The organism is Brevundimonas sp. R86498, from assembly GCF_044598075.1.
In the GTDB taxonomy this organism is placed as follows: domain Bacteria; phylum Pseudomonadota; class Alphaproteobacteria; order Caulobacterales; family Caulobacteraceae; genus Brevundimonas.
In genome coordinates this window covers 2,412,789-2,438,406 of record NZ_CP139004.1, presented here as the reverse complement: position 1 = coordinate 2,438,406, position 25,618 = coordinate 2,412,789, and the positions used below count along the sequence as shown (strand labels likewise).

Annotated in this window: 27 protein-coding genes and 2 tRNA genes; 7 read left to right on the top strand and 22 right to left on the bottom strand. The window is 67.7% G+C overall.

Annotation, left to right across the window (positions count from 1 at the left end; all coding sequences use genetic code 11):
• Nucleotides 1–46: 46 nt before the first annotated feature.
• The 8 genes from SJY26_RS12040 to SJY26_RS12005 form a co-directional block, all read right to left on the bottom strand.
• Nucleotides 47–637: a DUF998 domain-containing protein gene (locus SJY26_RS12040; RefSeq protein WP_396593265.1), complete on the bottom strand. Its 591-nt coding sequence runs from the start codon at nt 635–637 to the stop codon at nt 47–49.
• Nucleotides 638–838: 201 nt separating this feature from the next.
• Complete coding sequence (gene der, locus SJY26_RS12035; protein ID WP_396593264.1) at nt 839–2,452, bottom strand: ribosome biogenesis GTPase Der; 1,614 nt, start codon at nt 2,450–2,452, stop codon at nt 839–841.
• Nucleotides 2,453–2,484: 32 nt separating this feature from the next.
• The gene (locus SJY26_RS12030) at nt 2,485–3,939 is read right to left on the bottom strand and encodes a PQQ-binding-like beta-propeller repeat protein (RefSeq protein WP_396593263.1); all 1,455 of its coding nucleotides are present in this window, start codon (nt 3,937–3,939) and stop codon (nt 2,485–2,487) included.
• A 29-nt stretch (nt 3,940–3,968) separates the two neighbouring features.
• Nucleotides 3,969–4,748 (bottom strand): tetratricopeptide repeat protein, encoded by a 780-nt coding sequence (locus SJY26_RS12025; protein ID WP_396593262.1) that lies wholly within the window; start codon nt 4,746–4,748, stop codon nt 3,969–3,971.
• Nucleotides 4,749–4,830: 82 nt separating this feature from the next.
• Complete coding sequence (gene panB / locus SJY26_RS12020; RefSeq protein WP_396593261.1) at nt 4,831–5,667, bottom strand: 3-methyl-2-oxobutanoate hydroxymethyltransferase; 837 nt, start codon at nt 5,665–5,667, stop codon at nt 4,831–4,833.
• 2 nt (nt 5,668–5,669) lie between these two features.
• Entirely contained in the window at nt 5,670–6,089 is a 420-nt protein-coding gene (locus SJY26_RS12015; RefSeq protein WP_396593260.1) for a hypothetical protein, read from the bottom strand.
• Nucleotides 6,079–6,636, bottom strand: coding sequence for an RNA polymerase sigma factor (locus SJY26_RS12010; RefSeq protein WP_396593259.1), 558 nt, complete (start codon nt 6,634–6,636; stop codon nt 6,079–6,081). The genes SJY26_RS12015 and SJY26_RS12010 overlap by 11 nt, the downstream gene beginning before the upstream one ends.
• A gap of 26 nt (nt 6,637–6,662) precedes the next feature.
• On the bottom strand, nt 6,663–7,064 hold the full coding sequence (locus SJY26_RS12005) for a DUF6249 domain-containing protein (RefSeq protein WP_396593258.1): 402 nt from the start codon (nt 7,062–7,064) through the stop codon (nt 6,663–6,665).
• Between the two features lie 217 nt (nt 7,065–7,281).
• On the opposite strand from SJY26_RS12005, the gene SJY26_RS12000 reads away from it, so the two are divergent.
• On the top strand, nt 7,282–7,521 hold the full coding sequence (locus SJY26_RS12000) for a hypothetical protein (RefSeq protein ID WP_396593257.1): 240 nt from the start codon (nt 7,282–7,284) through the stop codon (nt 7,519–7,521).
• Nucleotides 7,522–7,527: 6 nt separating this feature from the next.
• On the opposite strand, the gene SJY26_RS11995 is transcribed toward SJY26_RS12000, so the two are convergent.
• The 3 genes from SJY26_RS11995 to SJY26_RS11985 form a co-directional block, all read right to left on the bottom strand.
• A complete protein-coding gene (locus SJY26_RS11995; protein WP_396593256.1) occupies nt 7,528–8,133 on the bottom strand; it encodes a DUF2497 domain-containing protein in 606 nt (201 codons plus the stop codon).
• A gap of 147 nt (nt 8,134–8,280) precedes the next feature.
• Nucleotides 8,281–9,810, bottom strand: coding sequence for a TolC family outer membrane protein (locus SJY26_RS11990; protein WP_396593255.1), 1,530 nt, complete (start codon nt 9,808–9,810; stop codon nt 8,281–8,283).
• 132 nt (nt 9,811–9,942) lie between these two features.
• Complete coding sequence (locus tag SJY26_RS11985; protein WP_396593254.1) at nt 9,943–10,572, bottom strand: protein-L-isoaspartate O-methyltransferase; 630 nt, start codon at nt 10,570–10,572, stop codon at nt 9,943–9,945.
• A gap of 128 nt (nt 10,573–10,700) precedes the next feature.
• On the opposite strand from SJY26_RS11985, the gene SJY26_RS11980 reads away from it, so the two are divergent.
• A tRNA-Cys gene (locus SJY26_RS11980) sits at nt 10,701–10,774 on the top strand.
• A gap of 234 nt (nt 10,775–11,008) precedes the next feature.
• Here the strand turns inward: SJY26_RS11980 and SJY26_RS11975 are convergent.
• Nucleotides 11,009–11,818: a TrmH family RNA methyltransferase gene (locus SJY26_RS11975; RefSeq protein WP_396593253.1), complete on the bottom strand. Its 810-nt coding sequence runs from the start codon at nt 11,816–11,818 to the stop codon at nt 11,009–11,011.
• Nucleotides 11,819–11,883: 65 nt separating this feature from the next.
• On the opposite strand from SJY26_RS11975, the gene SJY26_RS11970 reads away from it, so the two are divergent.
• Nucleotides 11,884–11,958: transfer RNA gene (locus SJY26_RS11970), tRNA-Asn, on the top strand.
• Nucleotides 11,959–12,103: 145 nt separating this feature from the next.
• Here the strand turns inward: SJY26_RS11970 and SJY26_RS11965 are convergent.
• Complete coding sequence (locus tag SJY26_RS11965; protein WP_396593252.1) at nt 12,104–12,868, bottom strand: hypothetical protein; 765 nt, start codon at nt 12,866–12,868, stop codon at nt 12,104–12,106.
• An 85-nt stretch (nt 12,869–12,953) separates the two neighbouring features.
• Here SJY26_RS11965 and SJY26_RS11960 point away from each other — a divergent pair, with 85 nt between their 5' ends.
• Both SJY26_RS11960 and SJY26_RS11955 read left to right on the top strand, forming a co-directional pair.
• A complete protein-coding gene (locus SJY26_RS11960; protein WP_396593251.1) occupies nt 12,954–13,559 on the top strand; it encodes a TIGR00730 family Rossman fold protein in 606 nt (201 codons plus the stop codon).
• Nucleotides 13,560–13,690: 131 nt separating this feature from the next.
• Nucleotides 13,691–13,993: a CC_3452 family protein gene (locus tag SJY26_RS11955; protein WP_396593250.1), complete on the top strand. Its 303-nt coding sequence runs from the start codon at nt 13,691–13,693 to the stop codon at nt 13,991–13,993.
• A 39-nt stretch (nt 13,994–14,032) separates the two neighbouring features.
• On the opposite strand, the gene SJY26_RS11950 is transcribed toward SJY26_RS11955, so the two are convergent.
• Together SJY26_RS11950 and gltX are read right to left on the bottom strand one after the other, a co-directional pair.
• The gene (locus SJY26_RS11950; protein WP_396593249.1) at nt 14,033–14,488 is read right to left on the bottom strand and encodes a hypothetical protein; all 456 of its coding nucleotides are present in this window, start codon (nt 14,486–14,488) and stop codon (nt 14,033–14,035) included.
• Nucleotides 14,463–15,383 carry a glutamate--tRNA ligase gene (gltX, locus tag SJY26_RS11945; RefSeq protein ID WP_396593248.1) on the bottom strand — a complete coding sequence of 307 codons (921 nt, stop codon included), beginning with the start codon at nt 15,381–15,383 and terminating at the stop codon, nt 14,463–14,465. Before gltX ends, SJY26_RS11950 begins: the two co-directional genes overlap by 26 nt.
• Before the next feature lie 130 nt (nt 15,384–15,513).
• Here gltX and alr point away from each other — a divergent pair, with 130 nt between their 5' ends.
• Together alr and SJY26_RS11935 are read left to right on the top strand one after the other, a co-directional pair.
• Nucleotides 15,514–16,563 carry an alanine racemase gene (alr, locus tag SJY26_RS11940; protein WP_396593247.1) on the top strand — a complete coding sequence of 350 codons (1,050 nt, stop codon included), beginning with the start codon at nt 15,514–15,516 and terminating at the stop codon, nt 16,561–16,563.
• Nucleotides 16,564–16,740: 177 nt separating this feature from the next.
• A complete protein-coding gene (locus tag SJY26_RS11935; protein ID WP_396593246.1) occupies nt 16,741–18,846 on the top strand; it encodes a DEAD/DEAH box helicase in 2,106 nt (701 codons plus the stop codon).
• 247 nt (nt 18,847–19,093) lie between these two features.
• Here SJY26_RS11935 and SJY26_RS11930 read toward each other — a convergent pair whose 3' ends face one another.
• The 7 genes from SJY26_RS11930 to SJY26_RS11900 form a co-directional block, all read right to left on the bottom strand.
• On the bottom strand, nt 19,094–21,241 hold the full coding sequence (locus SJY26_RS11930) for a sodium-translocating pyrophosphatase (protein WP_396593245.1): 2,148 nt from the start codon (nt 21,239–21,241) through the stop codon (nt 19,094–19,096).
• A 183-nt stretch (nt 21,242–21,424) separates the two neighbouring features.
• Nucleotides 21,425–21,859 (bottom strand): hypothetical protein, encoded by a 435-nt coding sequence (locus SJY26_RS11925; protein WP_396593244.1) that lies wholly within the window; start codon nt 21,857–21,859, stop codon nt 21,425–21,427.
• 54 nt (nt 21,860–21,913) lie between these two features.
• Complete coding sequence (gene thiL / locus SJY26_RS11920) at nt 21,914–22,906, bottom strand: thiamine-phosphate kinase (protein ID WP_396593243.1); 993 nt, start codon at nt 22,904–22,906, stop codon at nt 21,914–21,916.
• Nucleotides 22,907–22,909: 3 nt separating this feature from the next.
• Nucleotides 22,910–23,440, bottom strand: a complete 531-nt coding sequence (gene nusB, locus SJY26_RS11915; protein ID WP_396593242.1) for a transcription antitermination factor NusB — start codon at nt 23,438–23,440, stop codon at nt 22,910–22,912.
• Nucleotides 23,437–23,898 (bottom strand): 6,7-dimethyl-8-ribityllumazine synthase, encoded by a 462-nt coding sequence (gene ribH / locus SJY26_RS11910; protein WP_396595756.1) that lies wholly within the window; start codon nt 23,896–23,898, stop codon nt 23,437–23,439. The genes nusB and ribH overlap by 4 nt, the downstream gene beginning before the upstream one ends.
• Entirely contained in the window at nt 23,895–25,031 is a 1,137-nt protein-coding gene (ribB, locus tag SJY26_RS11905) for a 3,4-dihydroxy-2-butanone-4-phosphate synthase (protein WP_396593241.1), read from the bottom strand. The genes ribH and ribB overlap by 4 nt, the downstream gene beginning before the upstream one ends.
• Nucleotides 25,028–25,618: a riboflavin synthase gene (locus tag SJY26_RS11900; protein ID WP_396593240.1), complete on the bottom strand. Its 591-nt coding sequence runs from the start codon at nt 25,616–25,618 to the stop codon at nt 25,028–25,030. The genes ribB and SJY26_RS11900 overlap by 4 nt, the downstream gene beginning before the upstream one ends.

The following is a 25,618-nucleotide window of genomic DNA, read 5'->3' as shown; positions in this document are numbered from 1 at the left end:
GCCGCCACCGCGGGCGGCGGACTTTGTGCACGTCTGTTACGGGTGGTCAGCGGACGCCGTTCGCGCCTTGCATCGACTGTCGTTGGCGCAGGTTGAGGCAAAGTATGCTGGCACTCAGCATCATGCACACGCCCGGCGCAAACGGCGGTGGTGCCCCTGTCAGGACGAAGGCGAGAATCAGTAAAAAGAGCCCAGCGAGCGTGAGGGCTGCCTTTCCAGATCCACCTGGTCGCCACAGGGCGACGGCTCCAAGAAGGGGCGTCAAAGCTCCGAAAGTGGCGAGCCCGAAGCCATAGTGGAGGGGGCTGGGAAGCGGAAACACTCCCGCCATGGCGAGTCCGACCGAGGCAAGCAGCAGCGATAGTCCGGCAAGACCGCCCATCAGAGCGACAACCGGGTTTCTGGCGATAGCTTGCACCGCCGCAGCGATGCCGATCGCGCCCGCAACGCCCATCGCGCCAGTCAGCACCAGTCCGGCATTGAAGGCGGCCGGCTGAGCCGCGTCAGGTCCTCCCAGAATGCTGGGCTGATCTTCCAGCACGCGGTAACCCGGAAATAGAGCTACGCCCAACGTGAGGGTCGCGAGATAGACGAGCGGCATGGCGACACCAGCCGCCAGAAGTTGGCGCGATTTCATCGTTGCCCCCTTATGCTGTCGCTTGTTCGCAATCGACCCGGGCGGAATGATGTCGCAAGCGGCTGCCTGACCGAGACGCGGATTGCACGCGGTCGTTCTCAACGTCCGCAACGGGTCGCGTGCGGGTCGACGAGCCCGGTCCGGGTCCGGATCCCGGAAACTGGTGAAGCTCCGCCTTGGACGCAGATGTCGCGCGCGCCCCTACTTCTTCGGCGCGTGCTTCTGCCCCGTCCGCACCCGGCCTGACCGGGACACCTGCCTCGCCCCGCCGCGGGCGCCCTTCTGGACCGCCACGGACGAGCCCGCTTTCTTGGACGCACTGTTCTTGACCGCCCCGATGATTCTCGGCTTGGCGACGCGGGTCTTCTTCTGCTCCAGCGCCTTGCCGGGCAGATGCGACTCTTCCTCGGCCTTCTTGCGAACGGCGCGTGGCGCGGTCTTGGCGTCGCCCTTGTAGCGTTCGGGGCCGGACTTGGCCCCGCCGGCCGCATAGGGGTTGTCGGACCCGCCCTTGACGGTCAGCCGCAGCGGCGTGCCCGGCAGGTCGAAGCTCTCGCGCAGACTGTTGGTCAGATAGCGGATGTAATGGTCCGGCAAGGCCCCGCCCCGGCTGGCGAACAGCACGAAGGTGGGCGGCCGGGCCTTGGTCTGGGCCATGTATTTGGTCTTGATCCGCTTGCCGTCGACGGCGGGGGGCGGATGCCTCTGGGTGGCCATGGCCAGCCAGTCGTTCAGGTCCTTGGTCTTGACCTTGACCGACCAGGTCGCATGCGCAGCGAGAACGGCCGGCATCAGCCGGTCGACGCCCTTGCCCGAATGGGCCGACAGGGCGACGAAGGGCGAGCCCTTCAGCTGGGGCAACTTGTCCTCGGCCAGGTGTTTGAGCTCGGCCATCCGCGCCTGCGGATCCTCCTCGAGGTCCCATTTGGCGGCGACATAGACCAGCGCCCGGCCCTCGCGCTCGACGAGGTCGGCCAGCTGCAGATCCTGGACGTCGAAGGCATTGTCCTTGTCCATCACCAGCACCACGACCTCGGCATAGGTGATGGCGCGGATGGTGTCGGCAACCGACAGCTTTTCCAGCTTCTCCTGCACCCGGGCCTTGCGGCGCATGCCGGCGGTGTCGACCAGGCGGATGTTCTGGCCCTCGTACTCCCAGTCGACCGAGATGGAGTCACGGGTGATCCCGGCTTCGGGTCCGGTCAGCAGCCGGTCCTCGCCGATCAGCCGGTTGACAAGGGTCGACTTGCCCGCATTGGGCCGGCCGATGATGGCGATGCGGATCGGCTTGTCCGGCTCGTCGATCTCCTCGACGAAGATATCGACCGAGGCGTCCCGGATGGCGGCATACAGGTCAGCCATCCCCTCGCCGTGCTCGGCCGAGATGGCGACCGGCTCGCCGAAGCCCAGGGCATGGGCCTCGCCCACCCCGCCGCCGCTCTCGCGGCTCTCGGACTTGTTGGCGAGGAGGACGACCGGCTTGTGTTGCTTGCGCAGGCGCTCGGCGAAGATGCGGTCCAGCGCGGTGACGCCCTCGCGCGCATCCATCATGAACAGGATCAGGTCGCCGTCTTCCAGCGCGGCTTCCGTCTGCTCGCGCATCCGGCTTTCCAGACTGTCGTCGCTGACGTCCTCGTAGCCGGCGGTATCGATCAGCGTGAGGTCCATGTCGCCGATATTGCCCTCGGCATAGCGACGATCGCGGGTCACACCCGGGCGATCGTCGACCAGCGCGAGGCGCTTGCCGACCAGCCGGTTGAACAGGGTCGACTTGCCCACATTGGGGCGGCCGACGATGGCGAGCTTCAGTGCCATGTCGGCCTTCTAGCGTAATTCGGGGTGAAAGGTCAGCGAATGCTGACCAGTTCGCCGTCGTCGGTCAGGACATACAGCGCGCCGTTGTAGGCGGCCGGGGCGATATAGGCGGGCGCGCCGAGACGCAGGGTCGCGGTCTGGGCCCCGGTCTTGGGATCCAGGGCCACAGCCTCGCCGTCGGAATTGACCAGCACGAGGCGGTTCGAGGCCAGGATCGGGCCGGACCACTCGGGCCGAACGGTCTTGTCCCAGAAGCCGAGGAATCCGCCTTCCTGACGGACGCGACCTTCATTGAGATTGCGGGTCCAGTACACGGCGCCGGAGTTGCGGTTGATCACCGTCAGTTCGCCCGACTTGGAGACCACATAGACCACGTCCCCGACCGGCAGGGGTGCATTCACCCCTGCGACCGGCAGGCTCCATTTGGGCTGACCCGTGCGGATATCCATCGCCTGCAGCACGCCAGAATGGCTGACTGCATAGACGAAGCCACGCGAAATGACCGGCCGGCCGGCGATGTCGCGGATTTCGGACAGGGCGCTGGTGCGGCTGGTCCGCGACAGGACCTGGTTCCAGACGGCCTGACCATTGGAGGCGCGCAGGGCGACAACCTCGCCCGAGGAGAAGGGCGCGATTACCGTGTCGCCACTGACCGCCGGGCTGGACGCGCGAAGGATCCGGGCCGGTTCGACGATGCCGCGATAGGACCAGTCCGGCAGGCCCGTCGTGGTGTTGAAGGCGATGATCTGGTTGTCGACGTCGACGACATAGACGCGGCTGCCCGCGACCGTGGGCGCGCCATGGATCGGCACATCGACCGGCTGGGTCCAGAGAACCGCGCCCGTCGCCGCGTCGAGCGCGGACATGGTCCGGTAGCCCGAGGAAACGAACACCTTGCCGCCGCCGACGGCCACGCCGCCACCGAAGCCACCGCTCAGAGCGCCGCCGCCGGTACCCGGCACGAACGGCACCGGCAGACCGAACACGGCCGCGCCACCGGACGCTTCACGACCGTCCGGCTTCACATCGACCTTCCAGACGACAGACCCGGTGGCGGCGTCGACCGCCGTGACGGTCGATTCGCCGTCCATCACGAAGACGCGGCCAGCATCGGCGACCACGGGAGCCATGACCTGACGGGTCCGGGCCGAGCCCTGGCCGATGCGGCGACGCCAGCTGACCGTGAACTCGGGCGCGGCGATGACGTGTTCGATCGCGTTTTCGACGGTGCCGCCCGGGACAGGCCATGCCGTGGCCGCGACCGGACCGGGCAGGAAGAAATCCCGACCGGCGAGACCGGCCGCAGGGGCCAGCTGCTGTTCGAAGCTCAGAATGGAAATCCGCTGGCCGTCGCTGGCGGTCGCCTGCGGCGTGTCGTCCTTGCCCAGACCAAACGGCAGGATCCGGCGGGCCGAGGCGCAGGAGGCCAGGGAGGCGGCCAGCCCCAGAACGATGGCGGTCTTCAGCACGCGCGATACGGTCGTCATCCGAACTCCGGTCGTCATAAGGCGGTTCGTCACTGGGGGGACTGCCCGGCCGCAGGCGCGGCCTGCTGCGGAGCCTGCGGAGCCGCTGCCGGTCCGGTCGGAGCCGTGGCCGCCGCGGGCTCGGCCGCCTGGGCGGCGACGATGGCAGCCAGACCTGCGGCCGTGCTGCTGTCGATCATGCCGATCGCGGCCTGGGCCCGCTGGCGGATGGAGTCCGGCACGTCCTGACCGAGGGTCAGAAGCACGAAGACTTCCCGCGCCTCGGCCGGCTTGTTGTTCTGCAGTCGGGCCAGACCCAAAGCTTCCTGGGCGAACGGTCGCATCGGGCGGTCCTCGGCCGTCAGGGGCTCAAGGCGGGCCTCAATGTCCTCAAGGGTTGCGCCGTTGTCCATCACCAGCAGGGCGGCCTTGTAGCGGGCCGTGTCGGCGAGGACGGGATCGCCCTCCGCCCTGGCCGCCTGGTCGAAAAGGGCGATGGCGTCGGGAATCCGGTTGGCCTGTTCGGCGATGCCGGCGCGTTGTTGCAGGGCGAGGGCCTTGTAGGCCCCGTTGCCGGCTTCCCCGGCTTCGGCAAAGGCGCTCTCCGCCCCGGCGGCATCGCCGGCGATCAGGGCCTCAACGCCACGCTGATAGGCCACCGAGGCCGTGTTGGCGCGACTGGTCTGCCAGCTCTGCCAGCCCCACCACGACAGGGCGGCAATCAGGGCGATGGCGAGGATCGCACCGACGACGGGCAGCCAGGTCCGGGCCAGGCGCTTGAGCCGCTCGGAGCGGATCTCTTCCTCGACCTCTTCGAAGACATCAGTCACTGGTGGAGCCGCCCCAAATTAACGCTGAAAAGCCAATCGGCGCGGACCCTAGAGGTTCGACCCCGCCCTCGCAACGCGAGGACTACGGCATAGCCGGCTTTTTGGAGAAGTAGGTCTCGACTTCGGCAGGAAAACGGCGGGCTTTCACATCAGAAGCGTAGCTGGCCACCGCCCGGTCGATCTCGCCGCGCAGGTCTGCGTATTTGCGCACGAATTTGGGCGTCCAGTCGAACAGGCCCAGCATGTCGGGGGTGACCAGGATCTGGCCGTCGCAGGCGGCGGAGGCCCCGATTCCGATGGTCGGCGTGTCGATCGCGGCGGTGATCTCGCGCGCGACGCCCTCGGCCGTGCCCTCGATGACGATGGCGAACGCCCCGGCGTCGGCCGTGGCCTCGGCCTCCGCCATGACCCGCAGACGTTCGTCGTCGGTCCGGCCCTTGGCCTTGAACGCCCCCTCGGTCAGCACGGCCTGGGGGCGAAGGCCCACATGGCCCATCACCGGAATGCCGCGCTGGACCAGATAGGCGATGGTCTCCGGGACTGTGGGGCCGCTTTCCAGCTTCACGGCCTGGGCCCCGGTCTCCTTCATCACCCGGGCACAGTTGTCGTAGGCGACCTCCTTGCCACCCTCGTAGCTGCCGAAAGGCATGTCCACGACGACCATGGCCCGGCGGGAACCGCGCATGACCGCCTGGCCGTGCAGGATCATCATCTCCAGAGTGACGCCGACCGTGTTGGGCAGGCCGTGGACGACCATGCCGACACTGTCGCCGACCAGAAGCAGGTCGCAGTGGTCGTCCAGCAGCGCCGCCGTCGGGGCGTCATAGGCCGTCAGACAGACGATGGGTTCCCCGCCCTTGCGCTTCATGATGTCCGGGGCGGCAAGGCGTTTGACCGCCTCCTGCTTCTGGCTCGACACGATCAGACCTCCTGGGACAGTTTCACCACCGCCGCAGCGGCCAGGACGATCAGACCGCCTGCGCAAATCCAGAATAGCTGCATTCCCCCCAGAGACCCAAGCGCAAGATCGGAGAGGCCGAACTGCGTCAGTCCGGATGCGACAGCCCCCTGGACATCAAGACTGGCGGCCTCAAGCCCCTGACCGATGGCCCGACCCGCCACGGGCGCCTCCGCGTCGGACAGCCGAAAGTTCAGATTCACCGATTCACGCACTGCGATCACGCCGCCCACAAGTCCGGCTGCGCCAAGAGCGAAGGTGCGCACCCGGGTGGACGACTGCAGACGGGTCTCGACATCCGCAACGAACAGGGCCGCATCGGCCATGTGCGGGGTCCGGGCGAACAGACGCTCGATCGCGGGATCGAATTCATCAGACGACATGGGCCGCCCTCCCCGGTTGGGCCGCGTCGGGCGAAAGCCGCGCACGGAGTTTATCCAGACCACGTTTGACATGGGATTTCACCGTTCCAAGCGGCAGATTCATGGCGGCGGCGATCTCGGGATGAGAAAGTCCGGCACCGTGGCACAGCGACACACACAGCCGTTCGACCTCGCTGAGCGATTTGAGGGCCTCGTCGAGATCGACATGACCGGCTGTATCGATGGCCGGAGCGATTTCATCGGTCCTGATCTCGGAAACATAGCGGGCGTCCTTTGCCTTGCGCTTGAGATACAGGCGGGCGGCGATCCGCTTGACCCAGGCGGCGAAGGTCCCCTCCCCCCGAAACTCGGCGCATTTCTCGAACGCCTGGAGAAAAGCGTCCTGGGCGACGTCGTCGGCCTCGGCCCCCTGCGCCCCCATCCGGCGCAACAGGGCACGCACGGCCGAGCCGTGGCGGCGGACCAGTTCGCCGAATTCGCGCCGCCCGCCCGCCGCCGCGAGGGCGGCGAGTTCGACGTCATGATGGTCCATCAAGGCCTTGGCCATTCCAGATCCCCCTGTCCGGCCGGACCTCAGTCCCTGTTCTTGTTGAAGAAGCTCAGGACGATGAAGGCCAGACCGATGGTGATCGGGATCGCGGAGATGCCCAGCAGACTGCCGTCGAGGTTGGGGCCATCGCTCCAGTCGTCGCCGAAGTCATTGATGATGCTGAAGGCGGCCATGCCGACGCCGACGGCCAGCCAGATAATCCCCCGCCGGATGTCGCGCGTGCGGCTGGGCAGATTCCTGGTGGCTTCCTTGCCCAGAGCCTCGATGACTTCGGGCGGCAGCGGCTGGCCCTTGTCGATGGCGGCCCGAACGGTGGCCTGCATCTCCCGCCGTTCCTTGCTCTTGAGATAGCTGGGGCCGACGACGATGGCCGTGATGGATCCGAAAACGGCGAAGATGGCGAAGATCGGAATGAAGTCTTCCATGGGTGTTGCCCTCTTTCAGTGACCGACCGAGCCTGATGGCCGGGCCTTATGATAACAAGAGGCAGCCGACGGGCCCTGCGGATGCGCCAGTCGACGTGAAATGTTCGTAAGGTGCAGCTTCCAGGGACAGTCGGCACGGCCGCGCCGGAACCTCGACCGCAGGCAAACGCTCCGGAACTATGCCAGTCTGGCACACCGTCACTGTGAGGATTTCGCCATGACCCATGTCACCTATCGCATCGTCGAGCATGACGGCGGCTGGGCCTACCGGGTCGGCGACACCTTCTCGGAAACGTTCCCCAGCCATGACGCCGCCCGCGCCGCTGCCGTCGCCGCAAGCCGGGAACAGAGGGTCGCCGATCAGACGGCCATGATCGAATATGCGGACCCGTCCGGAAACTGGGTCACGGAGCGGGCGGACGGTCACGACCGCCCCGAGACCGACGTCGAGGGGTAGCCGGCCTCAGGCCAGCCGGGAGATCCGCTCGACTTCCTTTTTCACGGCCGCCTCGACGATGCCGGGAAGGTGGGCGTCGAGCCACTCCTTCAGCATCGGCCGCAGCAGGGCGCGGGCCAGGTCGTCAATGGTCGGTCCGGTCCCGCCGGTCGGAATGGGATCGGGGGTCCTGAAACTGGCGGCAAGGCCGGCAAATGCGGAGGCCGCGCTGGCTGCCGCGGTTTCACCCACCAGAGGCTCTTCGGGTTCGGCAGAGGTCATCGGGGCCAATTCGGCGGGTTCCTCGGCGGCCGGGAACGGCTCAGGCTCGTCGAGGGGCCCGGACACCTCGAGATCGCCGATGCTCTCGGACGGAGGAGCCTCATAGCGATCGGTCAGTTCGAGGATTTCCTCCTCGTCTTCCGCCGCAGCCTCCGCCGGAGGTGATTCGGGTTCGGGTTCGGGTTCCGGTGCGGATTGGGTTTCCCCCGCCGGTTCCGGTTCCGGCTCCGGTTCGGGGGCGGGAGCCGCCGCTTCCGGAGCTGCCGCCGGCGCTTCGTCCTCGGAGATGATCCGGCGTATGGACGCCAGGATCTCTTCCATGGTCGGTTCCTGGGCGGTGGTATCAGTCATGATCTGGCCTTCGGCGAACCTGCGGAGACGCACTGGGTCCGTGCGTGGCGAACAAACGATTCGGGAATGAGCCGGCGACCCCTGCCCACCCCTGTTTTCGTCGCATCAACGCCCCTCGGAATCAACGGGACTTTTGCGCCTTCCGCTTTAATCGGCCGTCGGCGCGCCTGTCGTCCCCCCGGACTTCAGGCGCACATCAATCGGCGCATCCTCGGTATCGTTGGCAGGCGTGATTCCCGGCGCAACGATTCGGTCGAGTGTCTCGATCACGCCGTCCCAGGGCAATCCGCCGCGATTTCGCACACGCGCCGCGTTCGCGCCGGCGTCGTAGATGTCGATCCCGGGGGCCAGGTCCTCCCCGCTCAACCGGCCCATGGCGCTCAGCAGATTGGCCTGGGCCACGTACTGATTGCGGGTCGCCACGGCCAGGTTGATCTCGGCGTTGCGAAGCTCGAGTTCGCCGTTGAGGACGTCCAGCGTGGTCCGCAGACCGACCTGCTGCTCCTGTCGCACGCCTTCGGCGGCGACGCGGGCGGCGCGAACACCCGCCTCACCGGCCTGAAGCTGCGCCCGGCTGGAAATCACATTGGCATAGGCACTGCTGACGTTCTGAAGAACGGAGCGCTTCTGGCGTTCGATCTCGATCTGGGCAGCGTTGGCCTGTTCCAGGGCCTGGACCACCCGGGAGCGGTTCAGGCCGCCCGTGAACAGCGGCACGGAAACGCTGACGCCGGCCTGGAACTGGGTCGTACGGTCTGACAGGTCGAAGTCGGAGATGGCCGTCGACCCGCCATAGCTGGTCGAGAGCCCGACCGATGGCATATAGGCCGATTTCGCCTGTGCGTGGCGAGCCTCGGCGGCCTGCAGGTCATACTGGGCGGCCACCACGCCGGGGTTTTCAGCCAGCCCGATATCCAGCGCCACCTCGAAATCACCGGGGATGCCGGGCAGAACCGGCGGGGTTTCCAGATTCGCAGGAGCCTGACCCACCACGGCCGCATAGGCAGCGCGCGAAACCGAGAGCTGGGCCTGGGCTCCGGCCAGATCGGCCTCCGACTGGGCCAGGCGGGCCTCGGATTGGGAGACGTCCGTGCGGGTGATCTCTCCCACCTCGAACCGGGCGTTGGACTCGTCCAGCTGGCGACGCAGCACGGCCAGATTGGCTTCGCGGATGCGCAGGATCTCCATGTCCCGCTGCACGTCCACATAGGCCTGGATCACCGCCGCCAGAACCTGCTGCTCAATGCCGCGCAGAGTCTCACGACCGCTCCGCACACCCGCCTCTGCCGCGTCGATGCCGCGTGCAATACGGCCGCCGGAGTACAGGGTCTGCGACAGACTGATGGTGGCCCCGACCGAGTCGGCCTCCGTCACGCCATTGGATGCCGGAACATCCGGAAGCTCTCCGGGAAAATCGATCGCGGCCGAGTTCGGGCCGTCACGGCGGGTGTAGGCCGACGAGCTGCTGACGCTCAGTTCAGGACGTAGACCCGCGCGGGCCTGGGGCACGCTTTCGTCCAGCGCCCGCTGCTGGGCCCGCTGCGCCTGCAGGGTCGGGTTGGTCCGGTAGGCCAGAGCAATGGCCTCCTGGAGGGTTTCGGCCCAGGCTGGCATCGCCAGGGACGCCGTAACGGCCACCAGGGCGACGGAAGCGAGCGCACGCGAGCGTTTGAACATGGCCATATCCTGATGGGCGACGCGAACGACGCCGGTCTCTGTCTGCACGGCGTAGTGGGGGAAGTCGCCCCTGCTGCGCCAGTTAAGTTTTCTTCACGCGAAGTTCCGATCGGGCGTCTCGCCTCGAATGCCCTACAGGACGAAGGCCGGCGCCGGGGTCATTTCGGCCAGGATGGCAGGAGCGGCGTCGAACAACTCCCGGCGCGAGACACCCTCGCGCCCCCGGACATACAGCACCGCGCGGCCATTCGGCCCTGAACGTTCGACCACGGCCAGACGCCCTCCGACCCGCAGGGCGTCCAGCCAGGCGGTCGGCCGAACCGCGACAGCGCCTTCCGAAACGATCATGTCCCAGTCCTGTCCGGCGGGCTCAGCCAACGGGGCGACGACAGTGGCGACCCGCAGGTCCTGAAGGGCTTCCCCGACCACATCGAGGACAGCGAAATCCGCCTCCTGGGCCGTGACCGAAACGCCGAGCGCCGCCAGGACGGCCGCGGCATAGGGGGCGGCGAGAGCCAGCGCCCGTTCGCCCGGCCGGGCGTCCAGCGCCTGCAGCAGTTTGGCAACCTCACGCGCCTGCATCAGGCGGCGGTCCCCGGCGATCGGAACCTCCACCTCGCCATAGGCGCTCCATGCCCGGTCAGGGGCGCAGAAGCGCTCCCGGGGAACGGTCAACAGGGCGGCCTGAAGGCCCCGGTCGGTGACGTCATTCACCCGGACCTGCGAATCCACCATGACCTTGCGCGCGGCGACGAAATCCATTGGGTGCGGGTATCCTGACAGCGCTCGGGGAGAAAACTGACGCGCTTATAGGTCCGCGCGTTGCAGCCGACAATCCGATCTGATAGCGAACGCCCCTCGCGATCTTGGGGACCTTCGATGGACCCTGTGGCCTGATGGCGGAGTGGTGACGCAGAGGACTGCAAATCCTTGCACCCGGGTTCGATTCCCGGTCAGGCCTCCATCGCGATCCCCCGGATCGCAAGCCCTCTTCAGATGGGGGCGGTAATCCAGCCGATCGCCCCGGCACCGCCGACTGCGGCCGCCACGACCGCGACGGCGATCGCGATCCGCAGATTGCGGCTCATAAACCCGAACATGCCTGCCATGGTCTGCTCCTCCTCGACCGTCACAGCGCCACAAAAACTGGCGTTCATCAAGGTGGACAAAAGGTTAAGACGCTGATTTCACGCCTTTGTCAGCAAACCGACACGTTGGTCAGCTGGTGAAGGGCCAGAGCGCTTGCGACGGCGACATTGAGAGAGTCGAAACCCCCGGCCATCGGGATCCCTACGGTTTTCAGGCGGGCCAGCACATCCGGCGGCAGTCCCGGCCCTTCCGACCCGACCAGAATCGCCTGACGCCCGCCGGGCCTCAGTCCGGTCAGGGGTTCGCGTGCGCCGGGAGACAGGGCGACCAGATCGAAGCCGGCCCCTTCCAGTCCGGCCACCAGCCCCGTCAGCGACGGAGCTGCCGTGCTCTGCAGCCTCAGCACCGCTCCGACGGAAACCCGGATCGCCTTGCGATAGAAGGGGTCACAGCATCGGTCATCCCTCACCACAGCTGCGGCACCGAACGCCGCAGCGTTCCGGAAAAGCCCCCCCATATTGTCGTGATTGCCGATTCCCGCGCAGGCCACGACCACACAGGTCGGCGGCAGTCGATCAAGGAGGGCGTCCAGCGACTGGCCGGGCGGCTTGTGTCCCAGGGCCACCAGGCCCCGGTGGAGCGGAAACCCCACCACCCGGTCCAGCACAGCCTGCGATGCGGCGTAGATCGGGACCCCTTCGGGCACATCGGCCAGCAGCGCGGCCTGTGCCTTCAGCCGGTTGGCTGCAATCAGCAGCGACTGCGGGCGACACAGGGATGCGCCGGAAAGCAGGGTGCGCAACACCACCTCGCCCTCGGCGACGAACAGCCCCTGGCGTCCTGTCAGATCGCGTTCGCGGATATCGCGATAGGCCGAGACACGCGGATCTTCGGGGTCATCGACGAACTGAATGGACATGCACGACTTTTCCCGTTGCGCGATGAAGAGGGGCGCTGCTATAGGCCCGCCTCCCGAGCCTCTGTTCCGCGGTAGCTCAGTGGTAGAGCAGCCGACTGTTAATCGGCTGGTCGTAGGTTCGAATCCTACCCGCGGAGCCATCTCGCCCCAACGACGGGCAGTTTGGCCACAGACCACCCGGAGCGACAGCTCCCGGCCGGTGCCAGCAAACGTGCTGCTGACCGAATGTTCCGGACAGGATCAAGGCGGGCTGTTCAGCGGGCCACGTCCGGCGCGACATCGCACTCATCGCTGGCCGATCAGCCCCGCCGGCTGTGTCTGGATCGTGCGGCGATCGGGGAACCATGTGGTCTGCCGCGCGCCGTCGGGAGCCCGCCAGCTGACCTGCCACCCGCCTGCGACCGGCTCCAGCGCACCCTCACGGCCCGGGGGCACCGACGTCGGGGTAAAGACCTGGCCGGCAACCTCGATCGTTTCGACTCCGCCGGCGACAGCGACCGTCCAACGCCCCTCCCGATCGGCCGTGGCCTCGCTCTCGCGGCCTGAGCGGACGATGACCTGGCTTCCGGCCCGGGCCCGTCCCGACACAAGCGCGGCGCGGCCGTCGGTGTCGACCGCGTCAAGCGCCGGACCCGGATCGAGGCGGCGCGTCGGGGCCCCGATCGAGACCAGTCCGATCGGTCCTGACGGATCGGCCGCCACCAGCAGGCGATAGGGTGCCGGATAGGATTGTTGGCCGGCGCGGCCCTCGACCACGAACAGGGTGTCCCGGGCCGGTCGCGGAATGCGGAGCTCAAACCGTCCCTCCCCGTCTGCCGCAACGGCGTAGGCCTGACCGCCCGGGTCGCCCACAGCCACCCGCCCCAGGGGTGCCGACCGTCCACGAAGATTCAGGCCCGCGCCCTCAACGACAACCGATTCGATTTGAGGCGGCATGAGCCAGCCACCCGGTTCCGGCATGGCTTGCGCCTCGGGCAGCGGGCGCTCGCGGCAGGCCGTCGAGGCAAAGAACACCGCAACGATCAGGAACGGGGTGATCGGTCGTTTCATCCTGGCTTTCGGCACTATAGGACTGTCGGCCCAGATAGCCCGGGTTGCCCGGGCTGTCTCCCCCTTCAGTCTTGCCCGAGGATTCATGGCCGCGTCGCCCGCCCCGATTGCTCCTTTTGACGGCCCGTCCGTCTGCCTGTTCTGCGGTTCGTCGGAAGCCGCAGATCCGGTCTATACCGCTGCCGCAGCCGCGTTCGGCAATGCGGCGGCCCTCGCGGGCTGGCGGCTGGTCTACGGCGGCGGCGGGGTGGGACTGATGGGTGCGGCCGCACGCGCGGCCCATGCCGGCGGCGGGCGGGTCCTCGGCGTCATGCCGGCCTTCCTGCGTAGCCGGGAGCGGCTGTTCGATGAAGTCGAGACCCTGGTCGTCACCTCCATGCATGAGCGCAAGCAGATCATGTATGACCAGTCCGACGCCTTCGTCGTGGCCCCCGGCGGGATCGGGACTCTCGAAGAGGTCGTCGAACTGCTGTCCTGGAAGCGGCTGGACCTCCACGGCAAGCCGGTCATCTTTCTGAATGTCGACGGATTCTGGGACACGTTCTTCGCCCTGATGCGACACAGCGTCGAGACCGGCTTCACCCCGCCATCCTTCCTTGAGGCCTGGGTCGTCTGCGACACGGTCGAGGCTGCCATGGCGGCGCTGCGGCAAGACGCCGCCGAAGATGGATTGAAATATGATCAGCGATAAGTGATCGTCCGTCAGGTCTCCTGACGGGCCGCCGGTCAGGCGGATCAGGATTGACAGTTGCTAAAAACAACGCACTATGGAAGCGAGTTCCTTCGGGCCCGTGCCGGCCCTGTCCTGAACCGGAGTTTCCCATGCGTGCCCTGATCCCCGTCCTGGCCCTGTGCGCCACCCTCGCCTCTGTCCCCGCCGTGGCACAGGCTCCGGCCCCCACCCGCGCGGTTCTGGCCGACGCGGCCCGCGCACCGGCCCGGGCCACGATTATCGATGGTGCGAACTGGCGCTGCGAAGGCGCGACCTGCACCGCCTCGGGCGGCAACAGCCAGCCGGCCCCGCGGGCCTGCCGTCGCGTGGTGGCCCGACTGGGAGCCGTCACCGAGTTTTCCTGGAAGGGCGTCGCCCTGACCGCCGAGGAACTGGCTGTCTGCAACGGCTGACGGGACGGGTGCGGGCGGCGATCGCCGCCCGCATCCCCCTCAGGCGGTTTCGCCGCGCAATCGCTTTTCGATCCGCTCCCGCCCGATCAGGGGCACGATCGTCGCCATGTCGGGCCCATGGGGCTGGCCGGTCAGGATGTGACGCAGCGGCATGAACAGGGCCTTGCCCTTTGCGCCCGTGCTGTCCTTGACCGCCGCCGTCCAGACCGACCACGCGACGGCGTCGATGACCTCGGGGAGGACCGCCAGGGCCGCCGCAGCGAATGCCGGATCCTCGATCACCGGCGTGACCGGCCCCCGAACCATCCGTGCCAGCTCGACCACATCTGCAAACGTGGTCAGATTGGCCCGCACCGCATCCCAGAAGGTCTCGCCCAGATCACAGTCGAGGGCCGCCAGCCGCACCTGCGCCGTCGCATAGGGCATGGCGTGCAGGGCCTGGGCGTTCAGCCGGTCCAGATCCTCGGTGTCATAGCGCGCCGGCGACCGGCCCATCTTGTCGAAGCTGAACCCCTGCCCCAGAGCCAGAAGAACTCTCGGCCACCTCCAGCGGGTCAGAGGTACCGATACGGCCCAGATGGCTGGTGATTGCGATCGGCTCATAGCCCTGGTCACGCATGTCGGCGACCGACAGCGAGCCCAGCCGTTTTGACAGCGCCGCGCCGTCTGCGCCAACCAGCAGCGGCATGTGGGCGAAGTTCGGGACCGTCGTGCCGAGGCCAGCCGCGATCAGGGCCTCGAAAATCTCGATCTGGGCTCCGGTGTTGGTGGTGTGGTCCTCGCCCCGGATCACGTGGGTGATGCCCATGTCGATGTCGTCGACGACCGACGGCAGGGTGTAGAGATACAGCCCGTCCTCGCGGATCAGCACCGGGTCCGACATCGACGCCGTGTCGACCTCGGCATGACCGCGCGACAGGTCCTCCCAGGCCGTCCGGCGGCCATCCAGTTTGAAGCGCCAATGGGGTTTGCGCCCCTCGGCCTCGAAGGCGGCCTTTTCTGCGTCGGTGAGGGCCAGGGCGGCGCGGTCATAGATGGGCGGCAGGCCGCGCGACAGCTGCACCTTGCGGCGACGATCCAGCTCCTCGGACGTGTCCCAGGCCGGATACAGCCGCCCGGCCGCCTTCAGCCGCTCCGCCGCGTCATGATAGCGGTCAAACCGCTTCGACTGGTTGTAGCGCTCGTCCCAGACCAGCCCCAGCCAGGTCAGGTCGTCCTCGATCCCCTGTTCGAACTCCGGCGTCGACCGGGCCAGATCGGTGTCGTCGATCCGCAGCACGAAACTACCCCCCTGCCCCTTGGCGAACATCCAGTTCACGAGGGCGGTGCGGACATTGCCGACGTGCAGCTTGCCGGTGGGAGAGGGCGCGAAACGAACCTTGACGGACATGGGAGAGGCAGACCTTGAAAACGAGCGGCACAGGTCGGTCACCCGCCGCTGCAAGTCAAGGACGGCCGGGCGGCCGGGCGTCGGCTGCTTTTCCGCTTTTCCTGCAACGATCTTGCGGCATAAGGCGGGGATGACCGCCCCCGCCACCCTGACCGTCGATCTTGACGCCCTGTCGCACAACTTCCATGCGCTGGAGACCCTGACCGGTGTGCCGGTCCATCCCGTGGTAAAGGCCAATGCCTATGGGTTGGGGGCGATCCCGGTGGCCCGCCGGTTGATGGTCGAGGGCGCGCGGACCTTCTTTGTGGCCCGGCTGAACGAGGGGCTTGAGCTGCGGACGGCGCTGGGCCCGACGCCGGTCATCTATGTGCTGGACGGTTGTGTCGGAGACGCGGCGCCCAGCCTCAGGGGCGCGGACCTTCGCCCGGTCCTGAACCACGAGGCCCAGCTTTCGGCGTGGCGATCGGCGGGCGGTGCGGCCTGCGGTCTGCAGATCGACACCGGCATGAACCGCCTCGGCTTCCGCATCGAAGTCGCCCCTGCGGGCTTTGCCGGTCTGGAACTGGTGATGAGCCATCTGGCCTGCGCCGACGATCCGGCGGAACCGATGAACCAGCGCCAGCGAGAGGCCTTTGCGGCCGTCGCGGAACGCTATCCCACGGCCCTGAAGTCCTTTGCCAACTCCGGGGGCTGTTTCCTCGGGCCGGACTATGGCTTTGACGCCGTCCGTCCGGGCATCTGCCTGTACGGCGGTGGGCCCGAAGGGCGACCGGATGCGCGCCTCAGGCCCGTCGCAACCCTGTCCGCCGAAGTGCTGCAGGTCCGGACCGTCCCTGCGGGCGAAAGCGTTGGCTATTCCCGGGGCTTCGTCGCGGAGAGCGATCGAACCATCGCCACCTGCGGGGCCGGCTACGCCGACGGGATCCTGCGCAGCCATGCAGGATCCGGTCAGGTCTGGGTCGCCGGGTCGCTGCGCCCCCTGCTGGGGCGGGTCTCCATGGACGTCGTCGCGGTCGATGTGACCGGGCTCGACATCACCGTCGGTGACCGTGTCGAGGTGTTCGGACCGCACCGTGCGCTGGACGATGCAGCATCGGCCGCCGGGACCATCAGCTATGAACTGCTGACGTCGATCACGCCCCGTGTTCCGAGGCACTACACCGGGGCGGCATCCGCCTGATCAAGCCCGTCGGGACAGGCTCGCGGAACGAAGGTCAGATTTTGACACAATTCTGCCGCATCACCCTCATTCGGCCTTGATCGGGGGGTAGAGGCCGCGCCCCGCGAAAACTCGCGCGGCACCCTTTGATGACCCGCGCCGCTCGCCAATCCGGGCCCGGCGCCCTACGGAACCGCCATGCCCTTCCCTGCCAGCCATCCCGCGCTCGACCGCGCCCTGTCCGAACGCGGCTATGCCGAACCCACCCCGGTCCAGGCCGCCGTGCTGGAAGCGGCCCTGGCCGAGGACGGAACCGGACGCGACCTGCTGGTCTCGGCCCAGACCGGCTCCGGCAAGACCGTCGCCTTCGGCCTGGCCCTGGCCCCTACCCTGCTGGGCGAGGCCGAGAAATTCACCGACTTCGGCAACCCGCTGGCCCTCGTCATCGCTCCGACCCGCGAACTGGCCCAGCAGGTCGCCAGCGAACTGACCTGGCTCTATGCCCAGACGGGCGCGCGCATCGTCAGCTGCGTTGGCGGCATGGATCCGAAGGTCGAACGCCGGGCGCTGGAACGCGGGGCCCATATCGTTGTCGGCACGCCCGGCCGCCTGCGCGACCATCTGGAACGCGGCGCGCTGGACCTGTCCGAAGCCCGTGCCGTCGTGCTGGATGAGGCCGACGAGATGCTTGACATGGGCTTCCAGGAAGACCTCACCTTCATCCTGGACGCCGCGCCGGACAGCCGCCGGACCCTGATGTTCTCGGCCACCCTGGCCCGCGACATTGTCCAGCTGGCCAAAACCTACCAACGCGACGCCGTCCGCATCGACACCGTCTCCGGCACTAAGTCGCACGCCGATATCGAGTACAAGGCCATCCGCGTCGCTCCGAACGAGATCGAACTCGCGGTGGTCAATGTGCTGCGCTACTTCGAGGCTCCCGGGGCTTTGGTGTTCGCCAATACGCGCGAGCGGGTGAAGCACCTGACCGCCTCCCTGCGCGAGCGGGGCTTCTCCGTCGTCGGCCTGTCGGGAGAACTGACGCAAGGGGCCCGCTCCGAGGCGCTGCAGGCGCTGCGGGACGGTCATGCCCGCGTGTGCGTGGCCACCGATGTGGCTGCGCGCGGTCTGGACCTGCCCGACCTGGGCCTGGTCATCCACGCCGAGATCCCGGTCAACAAGGCCGGCCTGCTGCACCGCTCGGGCCGCACCGGGCGCGCCGGCAAGAAGGGCGTCTCCGTCCTGCTGGTCAGCTACACCCGCCGCCGCAAGGTCGAGCTGATGCTGCAGTCGGCGGCCATCGTCGCCGAATGGTCGGGACCGCCGTCAGCCGAGATGATTCTGGAGAAGGACCGCGAGCGCCTGCTGGCCGATCCCGCCCTGACGGCTCCGGTTGAGGACGCCGAGGCTCTGGAACTGGGTCGGCTGCTGCTGGAACGGACCACGCCCGAACAGGTCGCCGCCTCCCTGATCCGCCTGTACCGCCAGAAGCTGCCGGCCCCGGAAGACGTCTATGACGACGACCGGATGAAGCGTCAGCAGGCGTCAGGCGTCAACGACCGCGGCCAGCCCGACGCGCCGTTCCAGGACTTCGCCCGCGGCGGCGACATGGCCTGGTTCCGCATCAACATCGGCCGCGACAAGAACGCCGACCCCAAATGGCTGCTGCCAACCATCTGCCGGCTCGGCCATGTGACCAAGCGCGACATCGGCTCGATCAAGATCTTTGACCGCGAGACCAAGTTCGAGATCACGAAGGAGGCCGAGGCCAAATTCCGCGCCGCCGTGGCCGCCTCGACCGAGGACGGCGTCACCGTCTCGGATGCCGTCGCACCGGGTCCGAAGGAAAAGCCCCCCGGCCGCTGGGACAAGAAGCCCTCCGCCGATGGCGACCGAGCCGAGCGCAAGCCGTGGGCCAGCAGGACCGAGGGCGCGCGCCCGGCCCGCGCCGACAAGCCGGCGTGGAAGTCCCGCGAAGACGGCGACAAGCCCGCGTGGAAGCCTCGCGAGGACAAGCCAGCCGGTGAGAAGAAGCCGTGGGTCAAGCGCGATGCGCCGCCTGAGCGTACCCCCTGGGCCGGTAAGGTCGAAACCGGTGAGGCTCCGGCGAAGAAGCCGTGGGTCAAGCGCACGGCCGACGGTCCTGTGCCGGAAGGCAAGAAGCCCTGGGTCGCCAAACCCCAGGGAGCCAAAAAGCCCTGGGTCCCGCGTGCGGACTCCGGCCCGACCGGAGAGAAGGCCTGGACCGGAAAGCCCAAGGGCACCGGCAAGCCCTTCAAGGGCAAGAAAAAGCCGAACGGGTAGGCCGGGCCCTTTCTCCCCTTGTGGGACGAGGAGATCACGCACGGCGGCGCAGCCGTCGTTTTGGCGCGGTCGGATGCGGGGTCACGCCGACGGCTGGCTTTGCGGACGAACACGGGGTCCGGACATCAGCGTGACCCCTCATCCGTCTCGCTTCGCGAGCCAGCGTCTTCCGCAAGGCGAGAAGGAAGAAACAAACGCCCCGGAGATCGCTCTCCGGGGCGTCCTTCGTTTCAGCCTGACCTTGCGATCAGCCGATGTTGCCGCTCGCCAGGACCGCGAGCAGCAGCAGGGCCACAATGTTGGTGATCTTGATCATCGGGTTCACCGCCGGGCCCGAAGTGTCCTTGTAGGGATCCCCGACGGTGTCACCGGTGACCGCGGCCTTGTGGGCCTCGGAGCCCTTGCCGTGGACGACGCCGTTCTTGTCGGTGAACCCCTCCTCGATCACCTTCTTGGCATTGTCCCAGGCCCCGCCGCCCGAGGTCATCGAGATGGCCACGAACAGGCCAGTCACGATCACGCCCATCAGCATGGCCCCCAGAGAGGCGAAGGCATTGGCCTTGTCCGAGATGAACAGGATCGCCGTGAACAGGACGACCGGCGACAGCACCGGCAGCAGACTGGGCACGATCATCTCGCGGATCGCCGCCTTCGTCAGGATGTCGACCGCCCGGCCGTACTCCGGCTTGACCTCATAGGTCATGATGCCGGGGTTCTCGCGGAACTGACGACGGACCTCAGCCACGACGGCCTCGGCCGCGCGGCCCACCGCCATCATCGACATGCCGCCGAACAGGAAGGGCAGCAGCCCCCCGAAGAGCAGGCCGACGACGACATAGGGGTTGGTCAGGTCGAAGGCGACCGGACCCATATTGGCGAAGAAGGGATAGTCGACCGGATTGGCGGCGAAATACTGCAGGTCCGAGGTGTAGGCGGCGAACAGGACCAGGGCCCCGAGACCGGCGGATCCGATCGCATAGCCCTTGGTCACGGCCTTGGTCGTATTGCCCACGGCGTCCAGCGCATCGGTCACGTGACGGACATCCGCCGGCAGACCCGCCATCTCGGCGATGCCACCGGCGTTGTCGGTCACGGGTCCGAAGGCGTCCAGCGCCACGATCATCCCCGCCACACCCAGCATGGTGGTGGTGGCGATGGCGATGCCGAACAGGCCGGCCAGCTGGAAGCTGGCGATGATGCCGACGATGATCACCAGGGCCGGCAGGGCGGTCGCTTCCAGCGACACGGCCAGACCCTGGATGACATTGGTGCCGTGCCCGGAAACCGAGGCATTGGCCACCGACCGGACCGGGCGGAAGTTCGACCCCGTATAGTATTCGGTGATGACCACGATGGCCGCCGTGACCAGAAGACCGACCAGTCCGGCCCAGAACAGGCTCATCGGCTCGATCTGGAGCCCCGAGGTGGTGATGACCGGGCCGGTGACCATCGTCGTGATGACCCACCAGACCGCTCCGACAGACAGCACACCGGTGACGATCAGACCCTGATACAGGGCCCCCATGATGTTCTGGCTCTTGCCCAGACGGACGAAGAAGCTGCCGATGATCGAGGTGACGATACAGATGCCGCAGATGGCCAGCGGCAGCAGCATCATGGTTTCGACATAGGGCTGGCCGCGGAAGAAGATGGCCGCCAGCACCATGGTGGCGACCGTGGTTACCGCATAGGTCTCGAACAGGTCGGCGGCCATGCCGGCGCAGTCGCCGACGTTGTCGCCCACATTGTCGGCGATGGTGGCAGCGTTCCGGGGATCGTCCTCGGGAATGCCGGCCTCGACCTTGCCCACCATGTCGCCGCCCACGTCGGCACCCTTGGTGAAGATGCCCCCGCCCAGACGGGCGAAGATGGAGATCAGCGAGGCCCCGAAGCCCAGGGCCACCAGACCGTCGATGACCTCGCGGCCCGTCGATTCCAGGCCGAGGCCTGCCGTCAGGACGGCATAGTAGCCGGCGACGCCCAGCAGGGCCCCGCCCGCCACGAACATGCCGGTGATGGCCCCGGACCGGAAGGCCAGATCCAGCCCCCTCGACAGGCTCTGCGCGGCGGCATGGGCGGTCCGCACATTGGCCCGCACGGAAATCAGCATGCCGGCGAACCCGGCAAGGCCCGACAGCACCGCCCCGATCACAAAGCCGGCGGCGGCATAGGGACCGATCAGCAACCAGGCCGCGATCAGGATGACCACCCCGACCATGGCGATGGTGGTGTACTGGCGTTTCAGATAGGCGGACGCCCCCTCCTGGATGGCGGCGGCGATCTCACGCATTTTGTCATTGCCGGTTTCGGCCTTCATCAGACTGGCGGTCTGGACAAGCCCGTACAGGACCCCCAGCGCGCCGGCGGCTATCACAAGCCACAGAACATTGATCATCTTGGCGTTTCCATACCATTGGGCGCGCGGACCCTTGGCGCGGCGGGCGTTGTTCGCCTCTATCCGCCTTCCGGTCCCCCCGTGCGCAGTCTGGACGCATGGGCGCGTCCGTGCGGGAATTACGGCAGAACCGTGCCAAATGCGGTGGAGTGACGCAACCCGCCATCCGGCGGGTTCAGGCGATCAGGTCGCGCGGAGACTGGTCCGGCGCCGCGGTGACTGCAGCGCGACCTCGACACGGGTGACGACCCCGGGTCCGGCCAGGGCAGGCGCGGCCCCCATCAGCATGGCATTGACCGCCGCGTCGTTGATCCGCGTGAAGTCATCGGGGACGACAAACGGCGTGCGATAGGCGGCGCGGACGAGGGCGTCGCGCAGATAGGGCACCTTGGACTTGAGGCTGTCGGGGGTGTGCCCCTCAGCCAGGGTCAGACGCATCGTGACGAAAACATAGTTGCGGATTCGCCCCTCTGAGATGATCGGCAGTCCGATCCCGGCGATGTCCAGCGGCACGGCCGGCTTGGGAGCCGACGGCTCGGAGGCGGCCGCAGGGACCGCGGTCGCGGCGGCCCCGGCGAGGGCGAGGGTTCCAACGGTGAAGAGGTCTCTACGGCGCATGGGCAAAGCATCGCGCAAACGGGTTGAGATTCCGTTTCCCCGGAAAGACGGGGTTCAGCGATCGTGGGTCCAGCCGCATTTGGCGATCTCGACCGGCTGACCCAGGTAGGTCACCGAGACGCCCGCGCCGACCGTGACCTCACCAATACGGGTCAACCGCAGATGCAGCCCCTCGGCCTCGCGCCTCACCGCTGCCTCGTCCAGCGGATGGACCGTAAAGACCACCTCATAGTCATCGCCGCCGGTCGCCAGATCCTGCAACGCCGCCAGCGGGTCGGTCCGGCGGTCGAACCAGGCGCGGGCTGCGACCGACAGGGGCAGGGATTCCAGCTGGAGGGCGATGCCGACCCGGCTGGCTGCCGCCACATGCCCGAGATCGGCGACGAGCCCGTCCGAGATATCGATGCCCGCACCCGCCAGCCCGCGCACCGCCTGTCCGAAGGCCAACCGCGGGGTGGGTCGCCGATACTGTTCCGCCAGGGTCGCGATGCGCTCGGGTTCCAGCGTCAGATGTCCCTGCGCCGCCTGCAGACCGAGCCGGCCGTCGCCGATGTTGCCGGTGACATAGACGGCGTGCCCTGGCCGGGCCCCGCTTCGCAGGATGGTCCCGCCCTTCGGCACCCAGCCCAGCATGGTCGCGGAGAAGGACGCCGGCCCCGGCGTGCGGACGGTGTCGCCCCCCAGCACATGAATGCCGAAGGCCTCCTGATCCCGCGCCAGCCCGGCGACGAAGGCCTCGCGCTCGGTCCAGCCGCAGCGCGCTGACCAGTGGCAGGCCAGCAGATAGCCGAACGGCTCCGCCCCCTTGGCGGCGAGATCGGACAGGTTCACGCGCAGAAGCTTCTGCGCCACCGTGTCCAGCGGGTCCCCGGGCAGGAAATGCACGCCCTCGACGATGGCGTCTTTGGTCAGGACAAGGTCATGACCCGGACGCGACGGCAGCACCGCCGCATCGTCCATCAGGCCGAGCGCATACTCCGGATGGGCCAGCGGCCCCAGCAGGGTCCGAATCGTGTCGAACTCGCCGGCGACCTCGGCGGCGGCCATGGCTCAGGCCTTCGGCCGCACGTCGCGGGCCACGCCATCCAGCGCCGCGTTGACGAACTTGGCCTCGGCCTCGTCGAAGAAGGCCTTGGCCAGCTCGACATATTCGTCGATCACGATTTCCTTGGGCACCTCGGCCTTGTCGGTCAGTTCCCAGGCCCCGCAGCGCAGCAGGGCCCGCAGGGTCGCATCCAGCCGCTCCAGCCGCCAGTTCGAGGCCAGTCGCGCCTTGACCGCCGCATCGATGGTCTTCTGGCTGTCGATGACGCCGCGCACGATGTCGGCGAACCAGGCTTCGTCCGCCTCGGCCAGGGGCTCCCCCTCGATGTCGGAGTCGAAGCGATGATTTGAGAACTCGGTGATGACCGTCTCGACCCCCTCCCCGGCCAGTTCCATCTGGTAGAGGGCCTGCACGGCCGCCAGCCGGGCGACGGTGCGCGCGCGCCGTTGACGGCTGGTCAGATGCGGCTCGGCCTGGGCGCGCTCGTTCTCGGCCAGCTGGGCGAGGACGGCCTGGATGCTGTTGGGTTCGGTCATTCCCCGAGCCCTACGCGCAACCGCTTCTTCAACGCAATCAGGTCCATGCAGGCGCGGGCCGCCCCGCCGCCCTTGTCGCCTTCGCTAAGGCGGGCCCGGGCCCAGGCCTGATCCTCGTCCTCGACGGTCAGAACGCCGTTGCCGATGATCACGCCGCGCGTGCCCAGCAACATGATCCCGGCCGCCGACTGATCCGACACGATCTCGAAATGATAGGTCTCGCCCCGGATCACACAGCCGAGGGCGACATAGCCATCGTAGCGGGGCGCGGTCGGATAGCGCCCGGCCTCCTCGGCCAGGGCGATGGTCGGCGGAATCTCCAGCGCGCCGGGCACCGTGACCACGTCAAAGGCGACGCCCTGCGCCTGCAGGGCATCCTTCGCGCCCTCCAGGAGGGCGTCGGCCAGTTCATCATAGAAGCGCGCCTCGACGATGAGAACGCGGGGTGGGTCCTTCAGGATTGGTCTTCTCCGTCCATGTCACGCCAGCCGACGATGCGCAGGCCATAGCCCTCGATCGCGGCGGGTTCGGGTCGCGTGGAGCTCATGGCGATCATGTCGCGCACGCCGAGATCCAGCAAAATCTGGGCCCCGACCCCGTAGTTCCGCAGCGAGCGGTCCACCGCAGCGGGCTTGTTGCCGCCGGCCAGCCGCTCGCCAAGCCCCTGCAGCATCGGGTCGCGCAGGAAGACCACCACGCCGGGGCCGTCATGATCCGTGATCGCCCGCAGCGCCCGGGGAATATAGCTCTGCCGGTCCTCGACATGGCCCAGCAGATCGGCTGCGAAATCGACCTGGTGCATCCGCACCAGCGTGGGTTTGCCCGGCTCGATCTGGCCGTGGACCAGGGCGACGTGCTCCTGACCCTCGATCGTGTTCCGGTACAGCATCAGGCGGAAGGGGCCGCCGTGGACGCTCTCGAACGGGGTGTCCATGACCCGCTCGACGAACCGCTCGGTGCGGCGACGATAGGCGATCAGGTCAGCGATCGTGCCGATCTTCAGGCCATGCATCTGGGCGAAGGCCACCAGATCCGGCAGCCGCGCCATGGTCCCGTCGTCGTTCATGATCTCGCAGATCACACCGGCGGGGGTCAGGCCGGCCATGCGGCTGATGTCGACGGCCGCCTCGGTATGGCCGGTGCGGACCAGCACCCCGCCGTCGCGGGCCACCAGCGGGAACACATGGCCCGGCGAGACGATGTCGTCCGCCGTGCGGGAAGGGTCGGCCGCGACCTGCACCGTACGGGCCCGATCGGCGGCGCTGATGCCGGTCGTGACCCCCTCGGCCGCCTCGATCGAGACGGTGAAGGCCGTGCTCATGCTCTCGCGGTTCTCGGCGGCCATCGGCGGCAGACGCAGCTGGCGCGCCCGCTCGGCCGTGATGGCCAGACAGATCAGGCCGCGCGCGTGGCGGGCCATGAAGTTGATCTGGTCGGGCGTGGCGAACTGGGCCGGGATGATGACATCGCCCTCGTTCTCCCGGTCCTCGGCATCGACCAGGATATAGGGCCGGCCGTTGCGGGCATCCTCGAGGATATCCTCGATCGGGCTGATCGGGCTGTCGGAACTGGTGGCGGCGAGGTGCATCATGCGGTCTCCTGCCACCGCGCGAGGTATCGCGCCAGCATGTCGATCTCCAGATTGACCGCGTCACCGACGCGCAGGCCCCCCAGGGTGGTCGCCTCCCAAGTGTGGGGGATGATGTTCAAGCCGAACCTTTGGCCCTCGACGCTATTCACCGTCAGGGACACGCCATCGACCGTGATCGAGCCCTTGGCGGCAATGAACCGGTGCAGCGGCGCGGGCGCCTCGATGGTGATCCGGTGTGAGCCGCCCTCCGGCGTGATTTCGATCACCGTGCCCAGACCGTCGACATGGCCCGAGACGATATGGCCGCCCAGTTCGTCGCCGACCTTCGTCGCCCGCTCCAGATTGACCGGTGTGCCTGCCGCCCAGCGACCCAGGGTGGTCTTGTCCAGGGTCTCGCCCGAGACCTCGACGGCGAACCAGCCCTCGCCCTTCTCGACGACCGTCAGGCAGCAACCGGCGTGGCTGATGGAGGCCCCCAGATCGATGCCGGAGACGTCCCAGCGGGTCTCGACCTCATAGCGGCGGTCGCGCGCGGTCTGTTCGACCGAGCGGACCCGGCCGATATCGGTGATGATGCCTGTGAACAC